16 protein-coding genes are annotated in these 24,083 nt (G+C 54.1%); 8 read left to right on the forward strand and 8 right to left on the reverse strand.

Annotated features, from left to right (window positions below):
• Positions 1-340 precede the first annotated feature (340 nt).
• Together AB5Z05_RS11255 and AB5Z05_RS11260 are read left to right on the forward strand one after the other, a co-directional pair.
• A complete protein-coding gene (locus AB5Z05_RS11255) occupies positions 341-2,215 on the forward strand; it encodes a S8 family serine peptidase (protein ID WP_368151534.1) in 1,875 nt (624 codons plus the stop codon).
• Positions 2,216-2,233: 18 nt separating this feature from the next.
• On the forward strand, positions 2,234-2,692 hold the full coding sequence (locus AB5Z05_RS11260) for a hypothetical protein (RefSeq protein ID WP_106842997.1): 459 nt from the start codon (positions 2,234-2,236) through the stop codon (positions 2,690-2,692).
• Positions 2,693-2,761: 69 nt separating this feature from the next.
• Here the strand turns inward: AB5Z05_RS11260 and ppsA are convergent, their stop codons facing one another.
• Complete coding sequence (gene ppsA / locus AB5Z05_RS11265; protein WP_368151537.1) at positions 2,762-5,134, reverse strand: phosphoenolpyruvate synthase; 2,373 nt, start codon at positions 5,132-5,134, stop codon at positions 2,762-2,764.
• Positions 5,135-5,481: 347 nt separating this feature from the next.
• Between ppsA and AB5Z05_RS11270 the strand changes: the two genes are divergently transcribed.
• Positions 5,482-6,294 (forward strand): pyruvate, water dikinase regulatory protein, encoded by an 813-nt coding sequence (locus AB5Z05_RS11270; RefSeq protein ID WP_005333888.1) that lies wholly within the window; start codon positions 5,482-5,484, stop codon positions 6,292-6,294.
• A gap of 239 nt (positions 6,295-6,533) precedes the next feature.
• On the opposite strand, the gene AB5Z05_RS11275 is transcribed toward AB5Z05_RS11270, so the two are convergent.
• Positions 6,534-6,869, reverse strand: a complete 336-nt coding sequence (locus tag AB5Z05_RS11275; protein ID WP_323875106.1) for a hypothetical protein — start codon at positions 6,867-6,869, stop codon at positions 6,534-6,536.
• A 347-nt stretch (positions 6,870-7,216) separates the two neighbouring features.
• On the opposite strand from AB5Z05_RS11275, the gene AB5Z05_RS11280 reads away from it, so the two are divergent.
• Complete coding sequence (locus AB5Z05_RS11280) at positions 7,217-8,599, forward strand: amino acid permease (RefSeq protein WP_005333893.1); 1,383 nt, start codon at positions 7,217-7,219, stop codon at positions 8,597-8,599.
• 100 nt (positions 8,600-8,699) lie between these two features.
• On the opposite strand, the gene AB5Z05_RS11285 is transcribed toward AB5Z05_RS11280, so the two are convergent.
• Complete coding sequence (locus tag AB5Z05_RS11285) at positions 8,700-9,026, reverse strand: helix-turn-helix transcriptional regulator (RefSeq protein ID WP_128815807.1); 327 nt, start codon at positions 9,024-9,026, stop codon at positions 8,700-8,702.
• Between the two features lie 106 nt (positions 9,027-9,132).
• Here AB5Z05_RS11285 and AB5Z05_RS11290 point away from each other — a divergent pair, with 106 nt between their 5' ends.
• A complete protein-coding gene (locus AB5Z05_RS11290) occupies positions 9,133-10,203 on the forward strand; it encodes a permease (protein ID WP_368151540.1) in 1,071 nt (356 codons plus the stop codon).
• A gap of 125 nt (positions 10,204-10,328) precedes the next feature.
• Here AB5Z05_RS11290 and AB5Z05_RS11295 read toward each other — a convergent pair whose 3' ends face one another.
• Positions 10,329-11,039, reverse strand: coding sequence for an HAD family hydrolase (locus AB5Z05_RS11295; RefSeq protein WP_368151542.1), 711 nt, complete (start codon positions 11,037-11,039; stop codon positions 10,329-10,331).
• 203 nt (positions 11,040-11,242) lie between these two features.
• Between AB5Z05_RS11295 and AB5Z05_RS11300 the strand changes: the two genes are divergently transcribed.
• Positions 11,243-12,796 (forward strand): methyl-accepting chemotaxis protein, encoded by a 1,554-nt coding sequence (locus AB5Z05_RS11300; protein ID WP_368151544.1) that lies wholly within the window; start codon positions 11,243-11,245, stop codon positions 12,794-12,796.
• A 371-nt stretch (positions 12,797-13,167) separates the two neighbouring features.
• Here AB5Z05_RS11300 and zorD read toward each other — a convergent pair whose 3' ends face one another.
• Genes zorD through zorA form a run of 4 tightly spaced genes read right to left on the reverse strand, consistent with a single transcriptional unit; the run spans position 13,168 to position 21,663 of the window.
• Complete coding sequence (gene zorD, locus AB5Z05_RS11305; RefSeq protein WP_368151546.1) at positions 13,168-16,410, reverse strand: type I Zorya anti-phage system protein ZorD; 3,243 nt, start codon at positions 16,408-16,410, stop codon at positions 13,168-13,170.
• Positions 16,410-18,401, reverse strand: a complete 1,992-nt coding sequence (gene zorC, locus AB5Z05_RS11310) for a type I Zorya anti-phage system protein ZorC (RefSeq protein WP_368151548.1) — start codon at positions 18,399-18,401, stop codon at positions 16,410-16,412. Before zorC ends, zorD begins: the two co-directional genes overlap by 1 nt.
• Positions 18,401-19,144 (reverse strand): type I Zorya anti-phage system protein ZorB1, encoded by a 744-nt coding sequence (zorB1, locus tag AB5Z05_RS11315; RefSeq protein ID WP_024941361.1) that lies wholly within the window; start codon positions 19,142-19,144, stop codon positions 18,401-18,403. The genes zorC and zorB1 overlap by 1 nt, the downstream gene beginning before the upstream one ends.
• A gap of 11 nt (positions 19,145-19,155) precedes the next feature.
• On the reverse strand, positions 19,156-21,663 hold the full coding sequence (gene zorA, locus AB5Z05_RS11320; protein ID WP_088869620.1) for an anti-phage ZorAB system protein ZorA: 2,508 nt from the start codon (positions 21,661-21,663) through the stop codon (positions 19,156-19,158).
• Between the two features lie 547 nt (positions 21,664-22,210).
• On the opposite strand from zorA, the gene AB5Z05_RS11325 reads away from it, so the two are divergent.
• Complete coding sequence (locus AB5Z05_RS11325) at positions 22,211-22,654, forward strand: antitoxin Xre/MbcA/ParS toxin-binding domain-containing protein (RefSeq protein ID WP_080630556.1); 444 nt, start codon at positions 22,211-22,213, stop codon at positions 22,652-22,654.
• Between the two features lie 258 nt (positions 22,655-22,912).
• A protein-coding gene (locus AB5Z05_RS11330) for an IS3 family transposase (protein ID WP_368150226.1) occupies positions 22,913-24,075 on the forward strand; the annotation gives its coding sequence in 2 pieces (ribosomal slippage) (positions 22,913-23,168 and positions 23,168-24,075; 1,164 coding nt in all).
• Positions 24,076-24,083: the final 8 nt, after the last annotated feature.

Genomic DNA, 24,083 nt, shown 5'->3' on the forward strand with positions numbered 1-24,083 from the left:
CCCGAATGCATAGCTGTACTCACGTTGGCACACACAACCATGCCGCTCACGTTCAAGAGCGCACGAGCTCCCCTCGGGATTGCCCCGAATCGAGATGGCTGCGGCGAAGGAGAGTCGCGAGAGGAGTGAATTACAGATAAAAAGATCAGTAGTGAGCGGTGAGAACCATTCTCAATAAAACACATAACCAGCGTCATTGGAATACCTACCATAAACCAGATCGGATTTCTTTGAACCTCATTGCGTTTTTTAAAAATGGCTCTTTTTGAACCCCTACCACCCGTGTATAGATTTCCGTCGCACTCAGGATGGTGCGATCCAAGATGGAGTTAAAAAAATAATGAAGCAAACATCGTTAGCACTGGCGATCACAGCATTGCTGTCGACCCTGCCCAGTGCGCTCGTTCAGGCAAATGAAGATTGTGCGCCGCTCACCGGCAAGGAGAGCGGCATGGATATCGGACGCAGCAGCACCGAGCGCTGCCTGCCAGGTACCAATCCCCTGCAGGATCAGCAGTGGTATCTGCTCAACAGCGGCCAGGATGGGTTCAGCGCCCGTGGCGGTATAGCGAGCAATGATCTCAACCTCTGGTGGGCTCATCGCACCGGCGTGCTGGGCCAGGGAGTCAATGTGGCCGTGGTGGATGATGGTCTGGCCATCGCCCACCCGGATCTGGCGGACAACGTGCGTCCGGGTTCGAAAAACGTGGTGACCGGCAGCGATGACCCGACACCGACCGATCCGGATACGGCCCACGGCACCTCGGTCTCCGGCATTATTGCGGCGGTAGACAACGCCATCGGTACCAAGGGGATTGCCCCGCGAGCCCAGCTGCAGGGGTTCAACCTGCTGGATGACAACAGCCAGCAGTTGCAGAAGGATTGGCTCTACGCCCTTGGCGACAGCGATGCCAGCCGCGACAACCGGGTGTTCAACCAGAGCTACGGCATGAGTGTGGTGGATCCCCGCTCTGCCAACTCTCTGGACCAATCCCAGCTTGATCGTCTGTTTGAACAGCAAACCCTCAAGGCGCAGGGCGCGGCCTATATCAAGGCCGCTGGCAACGGCTTCAACAAGATAGCGGCGGGCGGCTATGTGCTTAACCGCACCGGCAATGGTCCTAAATTGCCGTTTGAAAACAGCAACCTCGATCCCTCCAACAGCAACTTCTGGAACCTGGTGGTGAGCGCGCTCAACGCCGATGGCGTCAGATCCTCCTACTCCAGCGTCGGCAGCAACATCTTCCTGAGCGCGACCGGCGGCGAGTACGGTACCGACGCTCCGGCGATGGTGACCACTGATCTGCCCGGCTGCGACATGGGTTACAACCGCACCGACGATCCCAGCACCAACCGGCTGCACGGCAACCCGCAACTGGATGCCAGCTGCGACTACAACGGCGTGATGAACGGCACCTCCTCCGCCACCCCCAGCACCTCCGGCGCCATGGCGCTGCTGATGTCTGCCTACCCGGATCTGTCGGTACGTGACCTGCGGGATCTGCTGGCGCGCAGCGCAACCCGGGTCGATGCCACACAGAAACCTGTGATGGTCAGCTACACCAGCAGCACCGGCAAGGTGCGCGATGTGAAAGGGCTGGAAGGGTGGGAGCGCAATGCCGCCGGCATGTGGTTCAGCCCGACTTACGGTTTTGGTCTGATCGACGTCAACAAGGCCCTTGAGCTGGCAGCCAATCACCAGCCCCTGCCCCCGCTGGTGCAACTGCCATGGCAGAAGATCAATGTCAGCGGCAGTGCCGCCGCCATTGCGGATGTGGGCAACAGCCCGACCAGCTCGACAACCCGCATCGCGACACCATTGACGGTAGAAGCGGTTCAGGTGATGGTGAGTCTGGATCATCAGCGCCTGCCCGATCTGCTGATCGAACTGGTCTCCCCCGCTGGCACCCGCAGCATCCTGCTGAGCCCCTTCAACAGCCTGGTCGGCCAATCTCTCGACCAGCAGCAGCTGGGCTTTGTGCGAACCAAGGGATTGCGCGACATGCGGATGCTATCCAACAAGTTCTACGGCGAATCGGCGCAAGGCACATGGCGACTGGAAGTAACCGACGTTGCCAACGGTACCCGTCAGGTCTCTCTGCTCAATCGCGAGACCCGTGAGCGTACCACCCTGACCGAGCGCAACAATCGCCAACCGGGCAAGCTGATCTCATGGTCCCTGCGGGTCCTGGGTCACGATGCCAACCGCAGCTAACACGCTAGGAGTATTACCATGAACAAACCTGTTACCTTGCTTCTGGCAACCCTGCTGGCCCCCCTCTCGGGACAGCTCTGCGCCCAGGAGTCCGTCACCATGGATGGCAAACAATACAGCACCATAGAGGTGAACGGCCAGACTTACCTCATTCCCGACAACGGCAGCAAGAAGCGAGTCGCCCGCAGCCTTGACAGCAAGGTCCCGCAACAGACCCTGCGCCGCGGTGACGTGTTGATGCAAGGGGCCGCTAGCCCGGAGCTGACTGTAAGCGGCACCCTGCTGGTGGAAGCTGACGATGCCAGCGCCAAGGCGCTGGCGACGCGCCACGGCCTGAACTTCAAGCAGAGCAGCGGTGGCATTGCCCTGCTTGAGGCCAAACCGGGCACCGATCTCAACGCCATCGCCACCAAGCTCAAGAGCGAAGGGGTGAATGTGCAGATCGAGCTGTCGGGGACCGAACAGCAGCCGAAATAGGCCGCGACACACAGATAACAAAGGGGGCCATTATGGCCCCCTTTCTGTGCAGCTCATTTTGATAGTGGCTTACTTGGCACCATGCTGCTCCGCCAGATAGAGCCAGGTATCGACCACGGTATCGGGGTTGAGAGACACCGAATCGATCCCCTGCTCCACCAGCCAGGCGGCGAAGTCCGGATGATCAGATGGGCCCTGACCGCAGATCCCCACGTACTTGCCCGCCTTGCGCGCAGCCTGAATAGCCATCGCCAGCAGCGCCTTGACCGCCTCGTTACGCTCGTCGAACAGATGGGCGATTAGCCCGGAATCCCGATCCAGCCCAAGGGTGAGCTGGGTCATGTCATTGGAGCCGATGGAGAAGCCGTCCACGTGCTCGAGGAACTTGTCTGCCAAGAGGGCGTTGCTTGGGATCTCGCACATCATGATCACCTTGAGCCCCCGCTCGCCGCGGCGCAGACCGTTCTCGGCCAGGATGTCGATCACCTGCTCCGCCTCGCCCACGGTGCGCACGAAGGGGATCATCACCTCGACGTTGGTCAACCCCATCACATCGCGCACCCTCTTGATCGCCTCGCACTCGAGGGCAAAGCAGGGGCGGAAGCTGTCGGCGATGTAGCGGGATGCGCCACGAAAACCGATCATCGGGTTCTCCTCGTGGGGCTCGTAGCCACGACCGCCCACCAGATTGGCGTACTCGTTGGACTTGAAGTCCGACATCCGCACGATCACCCGCTCCGGCCAGAAGGCGGCCCCCAGAGTGGCGATCCCCTCGGTCAGCTTGGCCACATAGAACTCCCGCGGGCTGTCGTAACCGGCGATCATCTTGCCGATGGTGGCCTTGAGCTCTGGGGTTTGCTGGTCAAACTCCAGCAGCGCCTTGGGGTGCACCCCGATCATCCGGTTGATGATGAACTCAAGACGCGCCAGCCCTACCCCGGCATTGGGCAACTGGGCAAAGTCGAAAGCGCGGTCCGGGTTGCCGACGTTCATCATGATCTTGATGGGCAGGCGCGGCATATTGCCCACCTCGGTCACCGCCACATCGAAGTCCAGCTCGCCGTCATAGATAAAACCGGTATCCCCTTCCGCGCAGGAGACGGTGATCCGCTGGCCCGGCTGAATATGATCGGTAGCGTTGCCACAGCCGACCACAGCCGGAATGCCCAGCTCACGGGCGATAATGGCGGCGTGACAGGTGCGCCCCCCCCGGTTGGTGACGATGGCGGAGGCCCGCTTCATGATGGGCTCCCAGTCCGGGTCGGTCATGTCGGTCACCAGCACATCGCCGGGCTGTACTTCGTCCATCTGGCTGATGGATGAGATGACCCGCGTCGGGCCCGCGCCAATCTTGTGACCGATAGCCCGCCCCTCGATCAGCACCTTGCCCGCTTGCTTGAGGGCAAAACGCTCGAGGGTGTTAGCCTCCTGGCGGCTGCGCACGGTTTCCGGGCGTGCCTGCACTATGTAGAGTTGGCCATCCTGACCATCCTTGGCCCACTCGATATCCATCGGGCGGCCATAGTGCTGCTCGATGATGAGGGCCTGTTTCGCCAGCGCCATCACCTCCTCATCGCTGATGCAGAAGCGGCTGCGCTCGGCCTCATTGGTGTCGACAATCTTCACCTGACGGCCGTGACCGGCATCGTCCGAGTAGGTCATCTTGATAAGCTTGGAGCCGAGGGTCTTGCGCACCACCGCCGGGCGGCCCCCCTTGAGAGTCGGCTTGTGCACATAGAATTCATCCGGGTTGACCGCGCCCTGCACCACCATCTCACCAAGACCATGGGCGCCGGTGATAAAGACCACGTCGTTGAAACCGGACTCGGTATCCAGGGTAAACATGACGCCGGAGGCGGCGAGATCGGAACGCACCATCCGCTGTACCCCGGCCGAGAGGGCAACACCCTTGTGGTCGTAGCCCTGATGCACCCGATAGGAGATGGCGCGATCGTTGAACAGGGAAGCAAACACATGCTTGACCGCCGTCATGACGGCATCGATGCCACGTACGTTGAGGAAGGTCTCCTGCTGACCGGCAAAGGAGGCGTCCGGCATATCCTCGGCGGTGGCGGAGGAGCGCACCGCAAACGAGGCCTCGACACCGGCACTCAACTTTTCATAGGCAACCCGGATAGCCTGCTCCAGCTCGGGCTGGAACGGGGCTTCGATCACCCAGTCGCGGATCTGCTGACCGGCCCGGTTGAGGGCGGCGATATCGTCCACGTCGAGATTGTCGAGCAGATGGTGGATCTTGCCGTTTAGGCCGCTTGACTCCAGAAACTCGTTAAACGCAAAGGCGGTGGTGGCAAAGCCCCCCGGCACGGATACGCCGGCGCCAGAGAGGTTGCTGATCATCTCGCCAAGGGATGCGTTCTTGCCGCCAACTCGTTCTACGTCCTGCATTCGGAGTTGTTCGTACCAGAGCACGTACTGTTGCACTTGGATGTCTCCAGGTTGGTGGGCACCGATGCCATAGCACCTCGTGCGCCCGATTTAATCGATGAGGTTATGGGTAAGTCAGGTGCGTTATTGTCTGTTTCTTTTGTTGCCAACGACAATGAAAACGTTTTCTACTGGTTTTCAAAAAAATCCCCGAGCAAGAGGTGGGGATGGTCGAATGACCGGAACATTCTACAATGGCGACACAAAAAGATAACGATTCAGGTTTGCAAGCCACTTCACAACTTGGGCACAGCAGACCGGTTGACAAAACTGGTATGGTTTCGGGAGATACTTCTCACCCCTTACCCCATGCGACCCCACCCGCGGTATCACAGGAGCCCTACGTGCACACCGTATTTTATGTTTCAGACGGCACCGCCATCACCGCCGAAGTGTTCGGCCACGCGGTACTGAGCCAGTTTCCGCTGGCCTTCGAGCAGATCACTATCCCCTTTGTGGAGACACTGGAGAAAGCCCGTCAGGTACGAATGCGGATCGACGAGCAGTTCCGTCAGACCGGGGTACGCCCCATCCTGTTTCACACCATCGTCGACCCGCTGGTACGGGAAGAGGTACTGAAATCGGAGGCGTGCGGCCACGACTTTCTCAACACCTTCGTCAGCCCGCTGGAGCAGGAGCTGGGGGTAAAAGCCGAGCCCCGCCTCCACCGCACCCACGGCATGGAGAACCGCAAGCTCTATGACGATCGCATCGAGGCGGTCAACTTCGCACTGGCCAACGACGATGGCATCACCACCAGGGAGTACGATGAGGCGGACATCATCCTGATCGGGGTCTCCCGCTGCGGCAAGACCCCCACCAGCCTTTATCTGGCGCTGCAGTTCGGCATTCGCGCCGCCAACTACCCCTTTATCGAGCAGGACATGGGGATGCTGGAGCTGCCCGCCCCCCTCAAGGCCAACCGTCACAAGCTGTTTGGCCTCACCATAGCGCCGCAGCGGCTGCATGAGATCCGTAACCAGCGCCGTGCCAACAGCCGCTACTCCTCCATCGAACAATGCGAGCAGGAGCTGGCCTGCGTGGAGCGACTGTTTCGCCAGGAGGCGATCCGCTTCCTCGATACCAGCTCCCACTCGGTGGAGGAGATCAGCGCCAAGGTCCTCGAGGCGACCGGTCTGCGCCGCCAGCTCTGTTAAGCCAGCTTGACAGCTATCGGCATCAACAAAAGATAAAAATTACAGTGTCGCGGCGAAAGTCAGCTGTGGCGAACTGCAATTCACATAGATGACAGTGAAAAGCGTGGATAAAAAAGGGATAAGCACCACAAATGCTTATCCCTCTTCTTGTCGACCTTGGCGTTGTGCCCTTGTCACCTGCTGCCAGTTAGCCGCTATTCGATTCCGTTCTGCTGCGCTCGGCAAACAGCCAGCGTTCACTAACGATTGAGCTCAGGGTTGTTCATCAACCGGGCATAGAAGGCCAGCAAACCGTGGCGCAGGCGAACCCGCTCCGCCAGCCAGCCGCCAACGAGCGCCCCCGTTACCCCACCAATCAGCAACAGCGGCTGCCAGTAGTGCAGCAATCCCTGATCACCGAGTAACAGCCAACCCAGCAACATAATCGCGGCCACCAGCAACAACAGCGGACTGGCAGCAATCCCTAACCAGAGCGCCACCAGCACACCCCGGGCAACCCCTTGTTGCAGCACGCTTTCGCGCTCTCTGTACTCCAACTCCCTGCACTCTTCCCTGTACTCTTGCTTGTTTGGCATCATTTGCATCCATTTGTGGCTTGGCACCACAAAAGCACACCAACAAGACAAAATGTCAACAAAACAGAATTCGATTGCACAAACATCAACCAAAAACTACCAAGAAGCCTCTTCAAATCATGAAAAAGCTGCCTTTGGTACAAAATACGGCCATTAGAGATGGAAAATAGGTGCATTCATGGCGGATTATCACTATTCTGCTTCGGTTGCCAGCCAACATTAAAAATTGAAAACGGCATGGCGTAACGAAATAAATACAGATTTCGTCAGGTTTTGGCTACGCAATGCGGCCTGCTCAGGATGAGCCCAACACCGACCAGAGACAACAGAGACGTAAGGACAGACCCATGGATTTGAAACAAGACGGTGAGGAGCTGAAGCGCGGCCTTAAAAACCGCCACATTCAGTTGATTGCTTTGGGCGGCGCCATCGGCACCGGCCTCTTTCTGGGCATTGCCCAAACCATCAAGATGGCAGGCCCCTCAGTCCTGCTGGGTTATGCCATCGGCGGCTTTATCGCCTTCCTGATCATGCGCCAGCTCGGTGAAATGGTGGTGGAAGAGCCGGTAGCCGGTTCATTCAGCCACTTTGCCTACAAATACTGGGGTGAGTTTGCCGGTTTTGCGTCCGGCTGGAACTACTGGGTGCTCTACGTGCTGGTGAGCATGGCCGAGCTGACCGCGGTGGGCATCTATGTCCAGTACTGGTGGCCCGAGATCCCGACCTGGATGTCGGCAGCCTTCTTCTTCGTGCTGATCAACGCCATCAACCTCTCCAACGTCAAAGCGTTTGGCGAAATGGAGTTCTGGTTCGCCATCATCAAGGTGGTCGCCATCATCGGCATGATTGGCTTTGGCGGCTATCTGCTCATCTCCGGTGCCGGCGGACCCGAGGCAAGCGTCACCAACCTGTGGGCACAAGGGGGCTTCTTCCCCAACGGCATCAGCGGTCTGGTGATGGCGATGGCGGTGATCATGTTCTCCTTCGGCGGTCTGGAGCTGGTCGGTATTACCGCCGCCGAAGCGGACAATCCCGAGAAGAGCATTCCCAAGGCCACCAATCAGGTGATCTACCGCATCCTCATCTTCTACATCGGCGCTCTGGCTATCCTGATGTCCCTCTACCCCTGGGGTAAAGTGGTGGAAGGCGGCAGCCCGTTCGTGATGATTTTCCACGCTCTGGACAGCAATCTGGTCGCCACCGTGCTCAACATCGTGGTGCTGACGGCGGCACTGTCGGTCTACAACAGCTGCGTCTACTGCAACAGCCGGATGCTGTTCGGTCTGGCCAAACAGGGCAACGGCCCGAAAGCCCTGCTCAAGACCAACAAGAGCGGCGTGCCGCTGGTTGCCCTCTCGGTCTCGGCCATCGCCACCCTGCTCTGCGTGCTGATCAACTACCTGATGCCGGGCAAGGCGTTCGGTCTACTGATGGCGCTGGTGGTCTCCGCACTGGTGATCAACTGGGCGATGATCAGCCTCGCGCACCTCAAGTTCCGCAAGGCCAAGGTCGCAGAAGGCGTCCAGCCCAAGTTCAAGGCGTTCTGGTATCCCTTCGGCAACTACCTCTGCCTCGCGTTCATGGCTGGTATCCTGGTGATCATGTATATGACCCCGGATTTCCGCATCTCGGTCGAACTGATCCCCGCCTGGCTGGTGGTGTTGGGCATTGGCTTTGTCATCAAGCGCAAAGGACAAGCCCAAAGCAAGGTCGCAGCCAATCTGGGTTAATGCCCGAATCTAGCGACATCAATGCAAAACGCCGATCACATGATCGGCGTTTTTTTATTGCGCGCAGCGCAACTGACCGCACTACTAGCAGCCATAGCCCTCAGGAAGGCAGCTCTTGCCTTTGATCTTGCCGATGCTCCGGGCTGTTGACGCAACACTCATCGCGGAAAAAAGCGATGATCTCCTCCAACACCGCGTATTGAGAGACGCAAAGCAGGGTGCGACTCTCCCGGTTTTGCTTCACCAGCCCCACCGAGACCAGCGCCGCGATATGGTGGCTGAGGGTGGAAGCGGGGATCACCAGCTGCTTTTGCAGCTCACCCACCGGCAGCCCCTGCTCTCCCGCCTTGACCAGATGCTTGAAGATAAACAGCCGGGTCGGATGACCCAGCTCTTTCAATGCCTTGGCGACCTCTTCCAGTTGCATCTCTGCGCCCTCCACAAATTTGATATTTCGATAATACCAGAAATATCTTGACCGACCATTCATTTCGATTATTTTGGAAATATAGAAACCAAGTGAGGATACGACAATGAATGAGTGGTTAACCATGCTGACCGATGCAGCCCAGATGTTCCTGTTTCTGGCTGTCGAGCTGTCGGTGCTGTTTCTGGTCATTAGCGCCGGGGTCAGCCTGATCCGTCAGAAGATCCCCGACGAGAAGATCCAGCGGATGCTGGGGGCGAGACATGGCAAGGGCTATCTGCTCTCGGCCCTGCTCGGTGCCGTCACCCCCTTTTGCAGCTGCTCCACCATCCCCATGCTAAGAGGGCTGCTCTCGGCCAAGGCTGGCTTTGGCCCCACCCTCACCTTCCTGTTTATTTCGCCACTGCTGAACCCCATCATCGTCGGCTTGATGTGGGCCACCTTCGGCTGGAAAGTGACCCTGCTCTACGCCGTGATCGCTGCCAGCGTCTCCATCATGGCGAGCATGCAGCTCGACAGGCTCGGGTTCGAGCGCCATGTCATCGACCCCAAAGAGGCCACCCCCTCTTGCGGTAGCGGCTGTGGCCCGGCGACCCGCGCCACCACTCAAGCACATTGCAGTGACAACCAACGCAGCACCATTCGTGCAATCAAACCCCTCAACGGGGCAGCATGCAGCCCGGCACCTCAACCAGAGATGGCAGAACAGGCCACCCTCTCCTGCTGCGGCGATGGCACGGCAGCCCTGACCAGAGCACCACTGCTCCCCACCGCCTGGGTCAAAGCTCGCATCGATACCTGGCAGCAGTTCAAAGCGGTATTGCCCTTCCTGCTGCTGGGGGTGCTCATCGGCTCGTTTATTTACGGTTTTATTCCGGCCGAGTGGATCGCCGCCCATGCCGGCGCCGACAACCCGCTGGCCATTCCCTTCAGCGCCATCGTCGGGATCCCGCTCTACATCCGTGCCGAGGCCGTAATCCCGCTGGCATCGGTGCTGCTGGGCAAAGGGATGGGGATGGGCGCCGTCATGGCGCTGATCATCGGCAGTGCCGGCGCCAGCCTGACCGAGGTGATCCTGCTCAAATCCATGTTCAGAACCCCGATGATTGCGGCCTTCCTTACCGTGATCCTTGGCATGGCGATCCTGATGGGCTACCTGACGCAACTGCTGTTTTAAGTCGCCCATCATTAAACAGACAGGGTGTTAAGCCAGCTGAGTGTGAAACCATCAGGCTTCCCATAGACAAACGCCGATCAACTGATCGGCGTTTGTCTATTCCGTACGGCAATCTGCAACCGGCGTTACAGATATTGCCCGACGATGGGGAGCAGATCCTCGACGTCACGGGCGATATGGTCGGGTTGGTGTTCCCAGCGCTCCGGGGTCGCGCGGCTATAGGCGACAGCCACCGAGATCACACGGCTCTGCTCGCCAAGCGCCGCTTGCAAATGACGGGCAAACTGCACATCTGCTTCATGGTCACCGATATAGATCAGCGACTGGCACCTGGCTGGGCCGAAGATAGACTCCAGACATTTGAGGCCACCGTAAGGATTGGGTTTTTGCTGCTGTCCGGGCACGTCATCATAGCCGACCACAGCCTTGAACAGGCTGTTCACGCCATGCTGCTCCAGTACCCGGCGAATGTTCTTTTGGGAGTTCTGCGAACAAATTCCGTGGGGAATGGCAGAGAAATGGTCAATCACCGCCTCCAGCCCCGCACAAAAACTCACCTCGGTCCGGTTCATCTCCTGATGCTTGGCCCACAGACTGCCAGCCAGCACCATCTCGTCCCGCGACAAACCGTAGTAATCCATATAGAGCGCCTGCCAGTTCTTGGCGGCGTGATTGGCATGGTGATACTCCGCTTCGCTGCGCAGATAGCGCGGCAGATGCTCTCCGGTCAGATGGGGGGCGACCTCAGCCAGGATCTGCTTGGTGATATCGATATTCTTCGGCACCGAATTGACCAAGGTGCCATCATAATCCCATAAAATCGCATCCAACTTCATTGCGTTATCTGTCTCGCTGCACAGCCATAAGTCACCCCATGTTACTTGGCTTGCCTCCCCTCGCCAAACCGTGCTGTAAAAATGTGAGACCCATCCCGTCCCCACGCAGTAGCACAAGAGTTAATGTGCAACAACACAATAAATGAACATCCTCTGCCATACTCAGACGAAGTATTCCGTTACGCCGAAACCGGAGCCTGATCATGGTAACCAGCTCGCTTCACACCACAGATACCGAGGTTGAATTTGCCGACGATATCCAGTTGGTATCGACGACCGACCTCAAAGGGGACATCACCTACGCCAATCCGGCGTTTTGTCAGGTGGCAGGCTATCGCTTGGAAGAGATGTTGGGGCAGCATCACAATCTGGTGCGCCACCCCGACATGCCCAAGGCAGCGTTTGCCGATCTCTGGGCCCACCTGCAGGCAGGCAAACCATGGCGAGGCATGGTAAAAAACCGCTGCAAAGATGGTCGCTATTATTGGGTTGATGCCTATGTCACCCCGATTTATGAAGATGGCAAGATGGTGGGTTACCAATCCGTCCGCTGCCGTCCCGCCGCAGAGCACAAAGCGCGTGCCAGCAAGATGTACAAAACCCTTAAAGCCCGTGAAACCGGCTCTGCCATTCACATGGGCCTGCGTCAACTCACACCGGCCATGATGACCATCCCCCTGCTGCTCGTCAGCGTGATCAGCGCGGTCTGGCTGCTCTCACCGCTGCAGGCGCTCTGGGTCATCATTCCCCTCTTGGCAGCCATCTGGTTCAATCGCCACCCTCTCTTCCTCACACCGCGATTCTTGCAGCAACTCGAACAGGATTACGACAGCATCAGCCGCCTTATCTTCTCGGGGGATGCCCCTCACAGCATTGCCGATTTCCATATCAAGCTCGGGCAAGCGAAGATCCGTACCGTACTCGGCCGGGTGGATGACACCACCGCGTCGCTCAATGCCATGGCCAATGACCTGCGCGGCTCCGCCTCGCTGGCCAGCCAGGATATCTCTTCGCAAGACACGCAGATCCAGCAGATTGCCACCGCTGTCACCCAGATGGCTTCGGCCGCCGAGGAGATCAACCGCAATATTCAAGACAGCAACAGCCAGATTGAAGAGGCCCGCAGCCACTGCATCACCACCAGCACCCAGCTTTCGGAAGCAGGAGCAGAGATGTCGGCGCTGGCCACCCAGGCGGAGCAGGCCTTCCAGTCAGCCGTTGAGCTGGCGAGCGAATCCGAGCGGATCGGCACCATCATGAGCGAAATTCGCGGCATTGCAGATCAAACCAACCTGCTGGCGCTTAATGCCTCCATCGAAGCCGCACGGGCAGGCGATCAGGGGCGCGGCTTTGCAGTGGTGGCGGACGAGGTTCGCAGCCTGTCGACCAGAACCCACAAGGCGACAGAGCAGATCCAGAACAGCATTGGCCATATCCAGCAAACCCTGGGGGGATGGAAAGAGATGATGCATCTCAATGTGACCAGAACCAACGCCTGCCTCGCCACTACCCGGGCAAGTACCGGCAACCTGAATCAGGTTGTGGTCGAGATAGACAAGGTCTCTGATTTTTCCAACCAGATCACCGCCGCGGCCACCGAGCAACAAGCGGTCATCGAGGAGATCAGTCGCAATATCAACCAGATATCCTCGCTCTCTCACGATAACAGTCTCAAAATCGATCAAGTGAGTGAAACCAGTGCCAACTTGCAGAGCAAAGCGAGCCAGCTCAAGGACTTAAGCCGGACGTTCGGATAGCAGCATGCAGATAAAGTCCATGTAAACGAAGGGCCACCCGTCTGGGTGGCCCTGTTGTTTATAAGGCTTAAATGTAGCTCCTAAATGATCATGACCATTTAAGTTGGAAACTAGCTGATCAATCGATTCAGTAACTTAGCGACCCCACAAGTGACATTTAAGTTGGAAACTCAATAGCAATCCTCCGCCAGCTCAACCAACAAGCAGGACATTGAAGTTGGAAACCAAGTTCTGTTTGCCGTGACAGTGACTATGTAACTAAATTACAAAACAGCTAATTACCTCTTATGAGGATTAGTGAGCAGACGCTTGTCATTTGTGCGCGTTAGGAGAAAGGCTACATGCTAGTGTTGAAAAGTGTGGCAATGACATCATTTGTTAAGCACACCATCAAAATCCGATAGTTGTAAATCCTTTTTCCCCTGCAACATATCACTCGCTAACAATCTCCGCTGATCCAGCAAATCATCGAGCGTTGCCTCAAAGGTCTGAATTTCAGCATCACGTATGGTTGGATAATAGACAAATACATCCTTGGTCTGGCCGATACGGTATGCTCGATCGGTCGCCTGATCTTCTTTGGCCGGATTCCAGCATCGGGTGAAATGGATCACATGGTTTGCTCCCTGCACATTGACACCAAACCCCACCGCCACGGTGGAAAGAATAATTACATTGAAACCGGTCACAGCCTGGAAACGATCAATCAGACGTTGGCGACTATTCAGGCTATCGCTACTTGTACTGGTGTCCCCATTAATGATTGTTGGGGATATATCGAAACGGACCTTAACCGCGTGCTGTACTTCACGCTGAACATCCCGTAGTTCGGTGAAGATGATAACCTTATCCCCGCTGCGACGGATGTTATCCAGTTGTTCTAAAAGCCACCTCATCTTAGGGGAATGTTCACGTAACCAAAGGTCAGGCTCCACACAATAGGGGTGAGCACAGACCAGCTTGAGTTTATGCAACACAGGAAGGATGAAACTCTCTTTACTCCCTGCGGCCTCCTGCACCAATTGTCGCTGTCGATATTCACCAATCTGCTGGTTATAGAGAGAACGCTGCCGACTAACCATGGTCAGATTGCGGCAAGTGCGATCTTCTATCTTGGAAGGCAAATCCTTAGCAACGTCCTGCTTGGTTCGCCGTAAGGTTTGAGGTTCAATCAAGGAGCGTAATCGAGCCAGAGCAGCTAGATCCTTGCACTCTCCCTCTTCAATTGGTTTTTGGTATTCACGACCAAATTGGTTCAAGGCCCCGAGCAAACCAGGCTGGACAAAATCAAACAGGCTCCAAAGATCGATCAGGGTGTTTTCTACTGGAGTCCCAGTACAAGCGATACGAAACCTAGACTTCATGGCTTTTATAGCCCTAGTCACCATAGCTGCCGGATTTTTGATTTTTTGGGCTTCATCACAGATCACCATGGCCCATGACTGACGACCCAAGGAGATCTCTTGGGAACGCATCGTCTCGTATGTTGTTAACACGATACGAGCCTCCTTCAACCAACCGGGACGCAGCAAATTTGTTACACCCTGCTGACGCAATGATTCTGGGATTTCATAGCTACGAAACTTTGCCTCTGATAGAGCGTCACCGTAGAGTCGCATGACGACAATGTCATCGGCATAGAAGAACTTTCGCAATTCTGCTTCCCAGTTATCCAATAACGAAACCGGGGCAACGATAAGAACAGGATCGCCACTAGGTTGACGTTCCAGATAATCAACCACAAAGGTCAGCAATTGGATCGTTTTACCTAAGCCCATGTCATCGGCTAAGAGGCAACCAGATACATGTTCTGGCGACAGTTCGAACAGATGCTGTAACCATGCCACACCGTGCAATTGGTGCTCACGCAGCGAAATTTCTGGCTTAAGTCTCTCCGGTAAGGAAGGGGAAGAAAGATGCGCCTGTTCAATCACATCTTGTCGCCACTTGGCATAACCCACCTCATCGATGTTTTCTTCCATCAACAAGCCAATGCCATTTTTCCTCATGGATTTTTGAACTGTTGTATCTTCGCTTTGAAGGCGCTTTTGCCATTCCTTTTGTAACTGCTCAGCCAAGCGCAACGGGACTGGTTGCTCAGAACCGGGCAAACAAAGATGTCCAATGTCGTTTGCAAGCGCAGCATCAATCCTCTTTGACAACTCATCTAGCAGAGCTGAATCATCAAAATTGATCTGTGCGATAGCATCTCCCAAGGATTCCTCTATTTCATGCGACTCGCTCGCGCTCGATAGCCAATCCTGCCCCGTGGTTCTAGCCAGAAAGGGCGATGAAACAGGAACGACTTCGCCCAGACCGATGATGCGATCCCCATAGCGAGAAAGCTCAAACAAAGAATCGAACAACTCTCCGGCCACCTCTCTTTGCCAGCGATCTAGCAACTTTTCGATGTCGAACAACTGCTGTTCGTCAAAGTCGCCGAGCTCAAGCTCAAAACCCTGCCAGAAACCTGCACTCATACCAGCAGCCATCTTAAGGCGAAGCTCTTGTACAAAAGGAGCAAATACTCCTGGTGAATTGAAACAAAGGATTACATCTGGGAGTGGCTTTCGGCTTATTGGGGAAAGGTGCAGCAATACGATGGTGATTTTCCCACTCTCGACCTCGAATTGCGGCTCCAGACGAAAGTGATGAAAATAAATCCCCGCATCGACAAGCGATTGCTCGTGCTGATCTGGATCGAGTACTACGCTGGTCTTTTCTCCTAGCAGGGCATAGGGGTTACGTAACAAAGACAAAGCCGAATCCCCAGCAACTCTTCTGCCAGGGATCGCCTTGATGGCTTCGAGCACATGTTTAATTTCAGGCTCTATCACCACATGAGCAATAGTGCCATCTGGCTGCGTTATACGGTATCTATCCTGCACCCGTTGCGTGGCATCAAATGAGGAAAGGAACCCTGCCGGTTGTTCAGGAAAATCAACGCTAACCTCAATGACGGGACAGGAATCGATCTCAGCCTTCCGTGGTCGCAAGGCTAGTCGCTGAGGTTTGACAACCACGGTCTTGGCAAGAAAACCATCCATGTCAGCATTAGCTGCCTTAGCTGCGCTGCGAATAACGGCCCATCCCTCATAGTTGGTCGCCTCACCTGGTTGATCCTTCTGACAACGAACAAGATCACGCAACGCTTCACAGAGCTGCCAGCTAGCCTCGCTCAGCAAACCCTGTCCTTTTGCCGTTGTTACTAACGCCCCTTGGCGTTTTAACTCAACATGTTCTCCTGTTACGCCATCACACCAGTGAGTAATCGCAACGGTAAAATGAGCATCAAGCAGGCTACCAATACATTCCAATTTGGGGCGTACATCAGCAAAGTGAGGCAAAGATAACAACGCCAGACTGCTTTCATGCTCGGGATCCGCTAGTAATCGATACAAGTTACGCCAAGTTAGGAGCCAGCGGTCGCTAAGCTCTGCGGCGTAATCCTCCTCAGCAAGCTGTTCCAAATAGGCAACCAAGGCCCATCGCGCAGGTTCGTCCTGTATACTTTCGGCAAACACGAGCCCTCTCTGATCCGCCTGCCAACATGGGCTGAGATCAACCGGGTCATGCTTATTTTTCCCCAATTTGCTAAACCAACGTCCAAGCATCACTTTTTCCAATATTCGAGCAACATGCCCGTTTTATTCACAAAACCATGCTTCCTTAACAACAATGCATGTTCGCTAAGGTGCTTATTGAGAACAATGTGGAAGGCTCCACCCTTAGCGCGATGATCGGTATAGCGCCGCAGGTTTCCGCCTAACTGTTCTAGCAGTAGAGAGAAATCATTTTTTATCGACACTACCGGTTGGGGAGTAATAGTGCTTTCATTGTCCTGAACAACGGTACTGAACATGAGAGGTTTGATTTTGTCAGCGATGAAGTTACAGTTTTTTAATAACTGTTCATTCCGTTCATGCCGTTCCCTAAGCTCTATATGAAAAGTCCCATACTTGCTGCGGTTATCCACATAGTGCAGCAAGTTATCGCCAAGCAGCTCGAGCAACAGAGTAAAATCCCTTTTTCCTTTGCTTTCTGAATGCGCTGAGTGAGTGACTGCCGTCTGCCATTCAGGTGCATTGTCAGGTTGGCGCTTAGGTTCTGATTTGGTAGAGGATGTTTGATTGGATTGAGCTGTTGGCTTGACAACTTGACTCCACGACTGACTGGCGCCCTGTGAGGTTGGAACAATGCCAAGCAACCGTAACTCATCATCATATTTTTGCTGCCACCCGTCCATCGCATTGGGCTTCAATGGTTTGGGGACATGTATCCAGCGCCCCTTCGCAAGTTTTTTTTGTTTCAAATCACGAGTTAAGTACAGTGTGCTTGCATCAGGATTAAATCCACAGGAATCAGCTCGGTATACATAACAAGCATTTCCTGTGTGCGAAAACTCGACAAAGATGTAGTCACCAATCTGCATAATGACCGCATTATCCGCTGGCTTTGTTCCAGCCTCTTTCATTAGGCTCCCAAAACGTCCCATATTTTCTTTGCGAAACTGGACAAAATCCTCATTTTTATTCTCTCTAGCATCTTGTCCCATTACGATACGGGTGTAGCTCATTTGATCAGCAAAACGCAGCCAATAGAAGAGGCGAGCCTGATCAACCTCACCTTCGCCTTTAAGTAAACTAAAGAAATGTTGTAAATCCTGCTTGGCAAGCCAAGCACCCACCATGTCGCACACTGGTTTGCCTACATGGTGGCGCCAACGATTCTGCTCTGACTTCAACTGGGGATTTCCCCAGATCTCCAGACCATCTTGCATCAAATGGGGTTGTGGCTGAGCATGACAGTGACAATCACGATACCGAGTAAGACAAGCGGCTAAGATCTCGTCAGCATGTCGTCTATTGTTAACCCCCATAAGCGTCAGCAACTCCGGTAACCGGGCTAAAAATCTCGTCTCATCAAGTTCGGTAATTTTCTTCTGCACGACCGCGATAACTTGATGCCAGAGCCAACTTTCTGCCGGGATCTGGGCAAGAGTCTGAAGCTGAGTAAGGTCTGTTACAGTCCCCTCAAATATCTGCTGCCCTAACTGCAAGCCAGCCTCACTCTGAAAAAGATCTTGGTGCTCATCAACTATCCGCATCCAAGCTTTCAGCTTCGCCGGATTCCGTAAAACTCGGTAACCATCCCGGATATAGGTGCGCAACTGTTGCCAGTTTTGACTCTTTTCTGGATCGATTGCCTGATAGCCAAAATAGCTAAAACAAAGTGCCAACCAATCTCGACGAGCTAACCCACTGTTATCGATGTGAGCACGAACATGCCTACCCACTCGTGGAAAGACTCTTTCATCATCTAGTAGTTGTTTACCTGCCTCAACAGAGTCAACAAGTCCTGCATATACCAGCCGCCACTGTCGTCGAGTGAGTGGTTCATTGCGCAGGAAAGCCGCCAAAGCGGCATGACGCTTCTCCTTCGGTGGTTCTGGTGCAGCATCCGCTTGGTCAAAGCTTGCCTCAACCTCAGCACTAGCTTGCTTCAAAGCAGCAAAAGAATGTAGAGGTCGCTCCAGATAGTGTTCCTTGACCCGTTCTACACTGGACTCCAAGGTCGCGGTAAAACGGGAAATTGCATCCACCATCAACGCATCTCCAATTGACAGCGTTCAGCAGTCATCAAACCAGAAAAATGAGGTGCGCTCTCCACTGCCTGCTGCTTGTCTTCCTTGAGTCCATAAAATTGCATGCGCAACTCTACTCGACGACTTGCCTCTTTGCTGTCCTTTGCATTGTTAAAAGAAACGCCTCCAGCTAAAAACAAGCTGCGGATCTGCTGTTGGTGCTCGGCTGATAGGGACTGCTGCAACTGACTCCGCCCATCAAGCAGAGAACACATTACCCACTCGGAACGCTGTAGGGACAGATGGAGGTTATAGAGGTAAGAACCATCCGTATCAGTAAAACCTTCGACCACCACTTGCTTCATCCAACGTTGCCCTTCCGGGCTATCGGCAACATCCAAGATCAATGGCACCACATCCTGCAATGCCTGCTGACCCTGTGGGTCGAGAAAATATTGGTTGTGGCCAAAGCGACCAGCCTCCCCAAAGCTAATTCGGTTGTCGCGACAGTCTACCTTGATGATATTGCTCTTCTTTCGCGCCTGAATCTCCAGGCTTTGACAGATACGGGTAATATCCTGTCCTCTTTGCTTTTCCCCAGCCTCTACTTCCCGAATTCGCTGGGTCACAGATGCAAGTGAGGCAACCATAACCACTAGGAACAACACCATCATGGCGGTCATCAGATCGGCATAAGATATCCAAAATGGCTTTTCCGCCTCATCATAGCGACGTGAGGTTGAGGCCCCTTTCATCCCGAACATAAGTTAGCCCCTTAGCGTCGTACCTTGACCGACTCAAACAACTCAGAAAGATCCTCAATCCCTTCCTTCATTTCATCAATACCACCAGCAAGGCCTTTCACTGCCTTATCCAACTCGCTATCCAAACTCCCCATGGTCTTAACCAGATTTCGATTCAGCCCATCGGCAAACTCGTTGAACCCCTTTGCCATCGCGTTGCCGATCTGGTCGAGGTATTCTGTAGCCTCACGGTTCAGATCACGCATTCGCTCACCGTGTTGTTTAAGATCGCTAATAAGTTGCACTCGCTGGCTCTGTTCGCTCTGCGCTCCAGCGACAACAGACTCGATAGTACCCAGAATTTTGACGGCAGACTCTCGATGAGCGCGGTATTCTGCGATGATAGTTGTGAGCTCACGAGAAGCGCCTGCCAGGTCTCCACCAACTTGCTGTACCGACTCCATCACTTTGGCAGTAGTTTCACCAACCTGAGCCACACTATTGCCTGCCGTGTCGAACCGATCCGCAGCGAGGCGCATTTTGTCCGCCCCTTGTGCCATCTGCTGCAAGTGCTCCCTTGTTTGCTGACCAAGAACCTCAATAACTTGCTGCGCTTCTTCGCGCTGCTGTTCTACCAGCGCCATCAAACCTCGAATCTGTTGTTGCAGACCATCAACAATGTTCTCAGTCATAGTACGAACGTTAGTTAATGCTTGGCTATGCGCTGTATCCATGCCCTCTCGATTGGTCGCAAACGTCTCGAACATTTGCTCAAGCTTGGAGCCCAAATGAGTTAGTGAGCTCGACATGCTCGCCATAACCTCTTCTTGCCCCTGACCTACTCGGTGCTGAATCTGAGCAATAAAATGATCCAGATTCTCAACCATTGCTTGTTGCTGGCTATCGCTAGCCCGCTGTGCCACTTCTCTCTGCTGCTCGACCAATTGCAGCGTCTCTTTAAGCTGCTTATCCAACCCACCAATAACAGTCTCCGTTGTGTTCCTGATATCGGCCTGTGCCTGACGATGAGCAGCATCCATTCCCTCTTGGTTAGAGGAAAAGGTCTGGAACATCTGGTTGAGTTGGGAGCTCAAGAGAGTCAAGTTGGTGGACATGTTGCTCATGATCTCTTCCTGTCCCTGACCAACACTTTGCTGGACCTGCTCTATAAAGCTGGTCAGACTTTCGGCCATCTGTTGCTGACGAACCTCACTCTCAGCAAACAATTTCTCAAGTTGGTGAGCTATACGCTCACTGGCATCTTCGCCCGAACTTCCCATTCGTTCTACCGTAGTCTGCATCTGTGACAGCATTTCATTCATGCCCGTCTGCATACTTGCTTGGCCAGCCTGCATATCAGCAAGAAGTTGCGCGATCATGGAGGAACTTTGCTGAGAAGAGGATTCTCCAGCTCGTCGCATATCGTCAACCAATGCCATAAAGCCTTGCTGCATGGACTGCATTGCTGTTACGGACTGACCGAGCATCTCATGCAAACCGCTGAACTGTTGGCCGAAAGATGCATCTAGTTTGCTCATGAAAGCACTCAGTACATCAGTCAATAGATGCTGTACCTGGCCCGACTGATCGCCACTTGCCTGCTTCACAGATCCAGCAATTTTTTCCAACGGGTCTTTAAGACTATCTTCGATAGAACGCCCAATTTGGTTAGCTAAAGACGCACCGACTTCTTGATAAGAGGTTGAGAGAGTGTTGGCTAATTTGAAGTTTTCCTGTACCTGGGTATCAACCAGGTTTTGCAACATGGTGCGTAGGTCATTCACCAAGCTGTCTTTCAGTTGCCGGGCATTCACTGCACTTTCATTGCTGGCCTTAACCAGGTCGGCTAAATATTCCTCACCCACCCCCCCCTTGAAGAGTTCATCAATGGACTCGGTCAGCTTTTCCAGCAATACAAGGCAACGTCCCCATCGAGCCTTCTCAAACCCAGTAACTAAAATAGAGGCCAAAATTGCAAATGAAGACCCAACAAAAGCGTAAAGTACATCACTGAGCAGGCGAGAAACACTTTCGGTCACTTTCGCGGGATCTGATACATCAAAATGCGACAATCCCAACATCAGTCCTAAAAAGGTGCCGACAATACCGATACCAGTAAGTACGCCTGGTAGATGCTTGAAAACCTCAGTGCGAAGCGGCATTTCCACCATACTTGGCACTGAGAAGAAGGTCGCTGACAGGGTTGTCGCGCGAACAGCTATCAAGCGACTCTCTCCCTCGGCCAGTTCACTCTGCTTATGCAAAGTGTCTTCATATTCTTTCCACGCATGCTTCATAGCTATAAATTTTGGCGATGCAAACATTGCTGTTGCCTGCTCCAACTTCTCAAAAGCAGGCAGGTCACGCAGTGGTTCTAATCCTTTGCTTGCCTGCTTCAGATTGTTCGCCACAAACAGAGATGGCCAAAGATAGAACAAGCCAAAAAGCACTAACAGCAGCCCGACCAGGCAGACCACGAAAGTAGGGGCAGAAGTCGGCTCAAGAAGCTTGAGCCAATCGAACAACAAGGTGAAATTCATGCATCACTCCCGATTTTGAAGTGATGCAGTATACCAATTCCAATGAACACTTTTTTAATCGAAATCATGCAATTGGGTCCAGTGAAGAAGGCTCGATAGCTATCCCCCGAAAAAACTTATTCAAAGTGACCCCATTATGTTTAATTACCGGCCTCGTTTCGCAAATCGACCACACTTTTCATGCAATTTAGGCCTGAAGCCAAACCTTTGATTCTCACGAGAGGCCATGGCAGCTCTGGAGGATTGAATATTTGTAGAGCCGCGAATAGGTTGATTAATAGTAGCCAGGCAGGGAACAGATTGAGCGAACGATAATTGTCATATGGAGACCATCAACCAATCGGTGCGCGCTTGTGTTGAGCGATGACGAATCCAATTGGAATGAATGCACTTAACGCATTGATTACATTGAATTAAATTATAATGTCAATTTTTTAGCCAACGACTTGCGAAATGCCCCAAACTAGATGATGACCCAATGAACTCCTGAGTGATGATTCGCATTGGGCTGCCATCAACAACCCCCAGACGGAGGCGCAGACTCATAATGACTCATGTAGAGCAATCTCCCCCAACCAGCAATCTATCTGTTCTGGAGTCGCTCGGTCTACCACGTAACTGGCTAGCCGCCCATCAGCACATAGTGTCTGGTGTATCTCCTGAGATCGTCGTCAAACTGAGCAAGCTATTGGGGTCTAATACCCGAACAATTTGCCAGATGATTGGCATTAGCCGAGACACACTGAATCGCCAAATCAAACGGGGCAATCGCTTATCGACAGCTCAGGGAGATCGCGTTTACTGGGCAGCCTTAGCAGTGGACGCAGCCATATCCCTACACCGGGGAGATACTGCTAAAACGATGAGATGGCTCACCCGCTCTGCGTGGGGATTAGGTGGTGAAAAACCGGCCGATGTGATTACTACGCCTATGGGAGCGCAGGCAGTTATCGATCTTGTCGGCCGGATTAGGCATGGCATCCCCTGTTGATTAACAGTTCATACGTGACCATAAAGCACCAACAATAGGCTCATTTGGTGAGCCGATCACCCCGACCAATCGGCTCATTTGATGAGCCGATCACCTCGACCAATCGGCTCACTTGATGAGCTGATCAACACAACCACTCAAATCGTGGTTAGATAAGCTCTCGATTGCCTTCAATTTTCCCAAATTGATCTGTAGTGGTCTAATCATCCCGGACACCATTTTAGGTGGTACAGTCGCCACCATGACCTGAGGTGTTCAATGACAAGATTACGTCGCTCATTTACTGCCGAATTCAAACTCGAAGCCGCATCCCTGGTGCTCGACCAGGGATATTCTGTCCCCGAAGCCAGTCGTTCACTGGATATCGGTGAAACCATACTTCGCCGCTGGGTTCGGCAACTGCAATCCGAACGCAGTGGCACTACCCCAATCAGCAAAGCACTGACTCTGGAGCAGCAAAAAATTCAGGAACTGGAAGCCCGCATCAACCGGCTCGAACGTGAGAAGGACATTCTAAAAAAGGCTACTGCTCTCTTGATGACGGACGAGTTCACACGTACGCGCTGATAGACCGATTAAGGGAGCAAGCCCCCATCACTCTGGTCTGCTGCGCCTTCGATGTTCCCACCTCCTGTTTTTACGATTATCTGGCTCGCAGGCGGACGATTAACCGTGAGCGCATGCAACAGCGCTCTGAGTTGCGCCGTTTGTTCAAAGAGAGCAGGGATTCGGCTGGCAGCCGCGCCTTGATGTCGATGATGCGAGAGTTGGGGTATCAGATTGGTCGATTCAAAGTACGTAACCTGATGAAGGAAGCCGGCCTGGCATCCAAACAGCCGGGCGCACACCGCTATAAGGTGGCACGGTCTGAACGACCGGACATTCCCAATCTGCTGGCCCGCGAATTTGATGTCCAACAACCCAATCAGGTGTGGTGTGGCGATATCACCTACGTCTGGGCAGGTGGTCGTTGGCATTACCTGGCAGCGGTGCTTGACCTGCATACCCGGCGGGTTGTGGGGTGGGCGATGTCAGATAAACCAGATGCCGAGCTGGCCATCAAAGCACTTGAGATGGCGTATCAGCAGCGGGGTTGTCCGTCAGGCGTGCTGTTTCACTCTGACCAGGGCAGCCAATATGGCAGCCGGGCATTTCGGCAACGACTGTGGCGCTATCGCATGACCCAGAGTATGAGTCGGCGTGGCAACTGCTGGGATAACGCCCCGATGGAACGGTTGTTCAGAAGCCTGAAGTCAGAGTGGCTCCCGGCAAGGGGATATATGAGCCTGCGGGAAGCAAAGCGGGATATCAGTTATTACCTGATGGATCACTACAACTGGCGACGTCCACATCAATACAATGACGGGATACCGCCAGCAAAAGCCGAGGATCGGCCTAACCAAGTGTCCGGATTTAGTTGACCACTACA

Origin of the sequence: Aeromonas sp. R2-4 (assembly GCF_040908365.1) — a bacterium.
Classification (GTDB): domain Bacteria; phylum Pseudomonadota; class Gammaproteobacteria; order Enterobacterales; family Aeromonadaceae; genus Aeromonas; species Aeromonas veronii.

Excerpts from the sequence above, each read along its gene's own strand:
- zorC (WP_368151548.1), bottom strand. The coding sequence starts at position 18,401 with ATGGTGGATGCAATTTCCCGTTTTACCGCGACCTTGGAGTCCAGTGTA.
- zorD (WP_368151546.1), bottom strand. The coding sequence starts at position 16,410 with ATGCTTGGACGTTGGTTTAGCAAATTGGGGAAAAATAAGCATGACCCG.
- AB5Z05_RS11275 (WP_323875106.1), bottom strand. The coding sequence starts at position 6,869 with ATGCCAAACAAGCAAGAGTACAGGGAAGAGTGCAGGGAGTTGGAGTAC.
- AB5Z05_RS11255 (WP_368151534.1), top strand. The coding sequence starts at position 341 with ATGAAGCAAACATCGTTAGCACTGGCGATCACAGCATTGCTGTCGACC.
- AB5Z05_RS11325 (WP_080630556.1), top strand. The coding sequence starts at position 22,211 with ATGACTCATGTAGAGCAATCTCCCCCAACCAGCAATCTATCTGTTCTG.
- AB5Z05_RS11285 (WP_128815807.1), bottom strand. The coding sequence starts at position 9,026 with ATGCAACTGGAAGAGGTCGCCAAGGCATTGAAAGAGCTGGGTCATCCG.
- AB5Z05_RS11260 (WP_106842997.1), top strand. The coding sequence starts at position 2,234 with ATGAACAAACCTGTTACCTTGCTTCTGGCAACCCTGCTGGCCCCCCTC.
- AB5Z05_RS11290 (WP_368151540.1), top strand. The coding sequence starts at position 9,133 with ATGAATGAGTGGTTAACCATGCTGACCGATGCAGCCCAGATGTTCCTG.
- zorB1 (WP_024941361.1), bottom strand. The coding sequence starts at position 19,144 with ATGTTCGGGATGAAAGGGGCCTCAACCTCACGTCGCTATGATGAGGCG.
- AB5Z05_RS11280 (WP_005333893.1), top strand. The coding sequence starts at position 7,217 with ATGGATTTGAAACAAGACGGTGAGGAGCTGAAGCGCGGCCTTAAAAAC.
- zorA (WP_088869620.1), bottom strand. The coding sequence starts at position 21,663 with ATGAATTTCACCTTGTTGTTCGATTGGCTCAAGCTTCTTGAGCCGACT.
- AB5Z05_RS11295 (WP_368151542.1), bottom strand. The coding sequence starts at position 11,039 with ATGAAGTTGGATGCGATTTTATGGGATTATGATGGCACCTTGGTCAAT.
- AB5Z05_RS11300 (WP_368151544.1), top strand. The coding sequence starts at position 11,243 with ATGGTAACCAGCTCGCTTCACACCACAGATACCGAGGTTGAATTTGCC.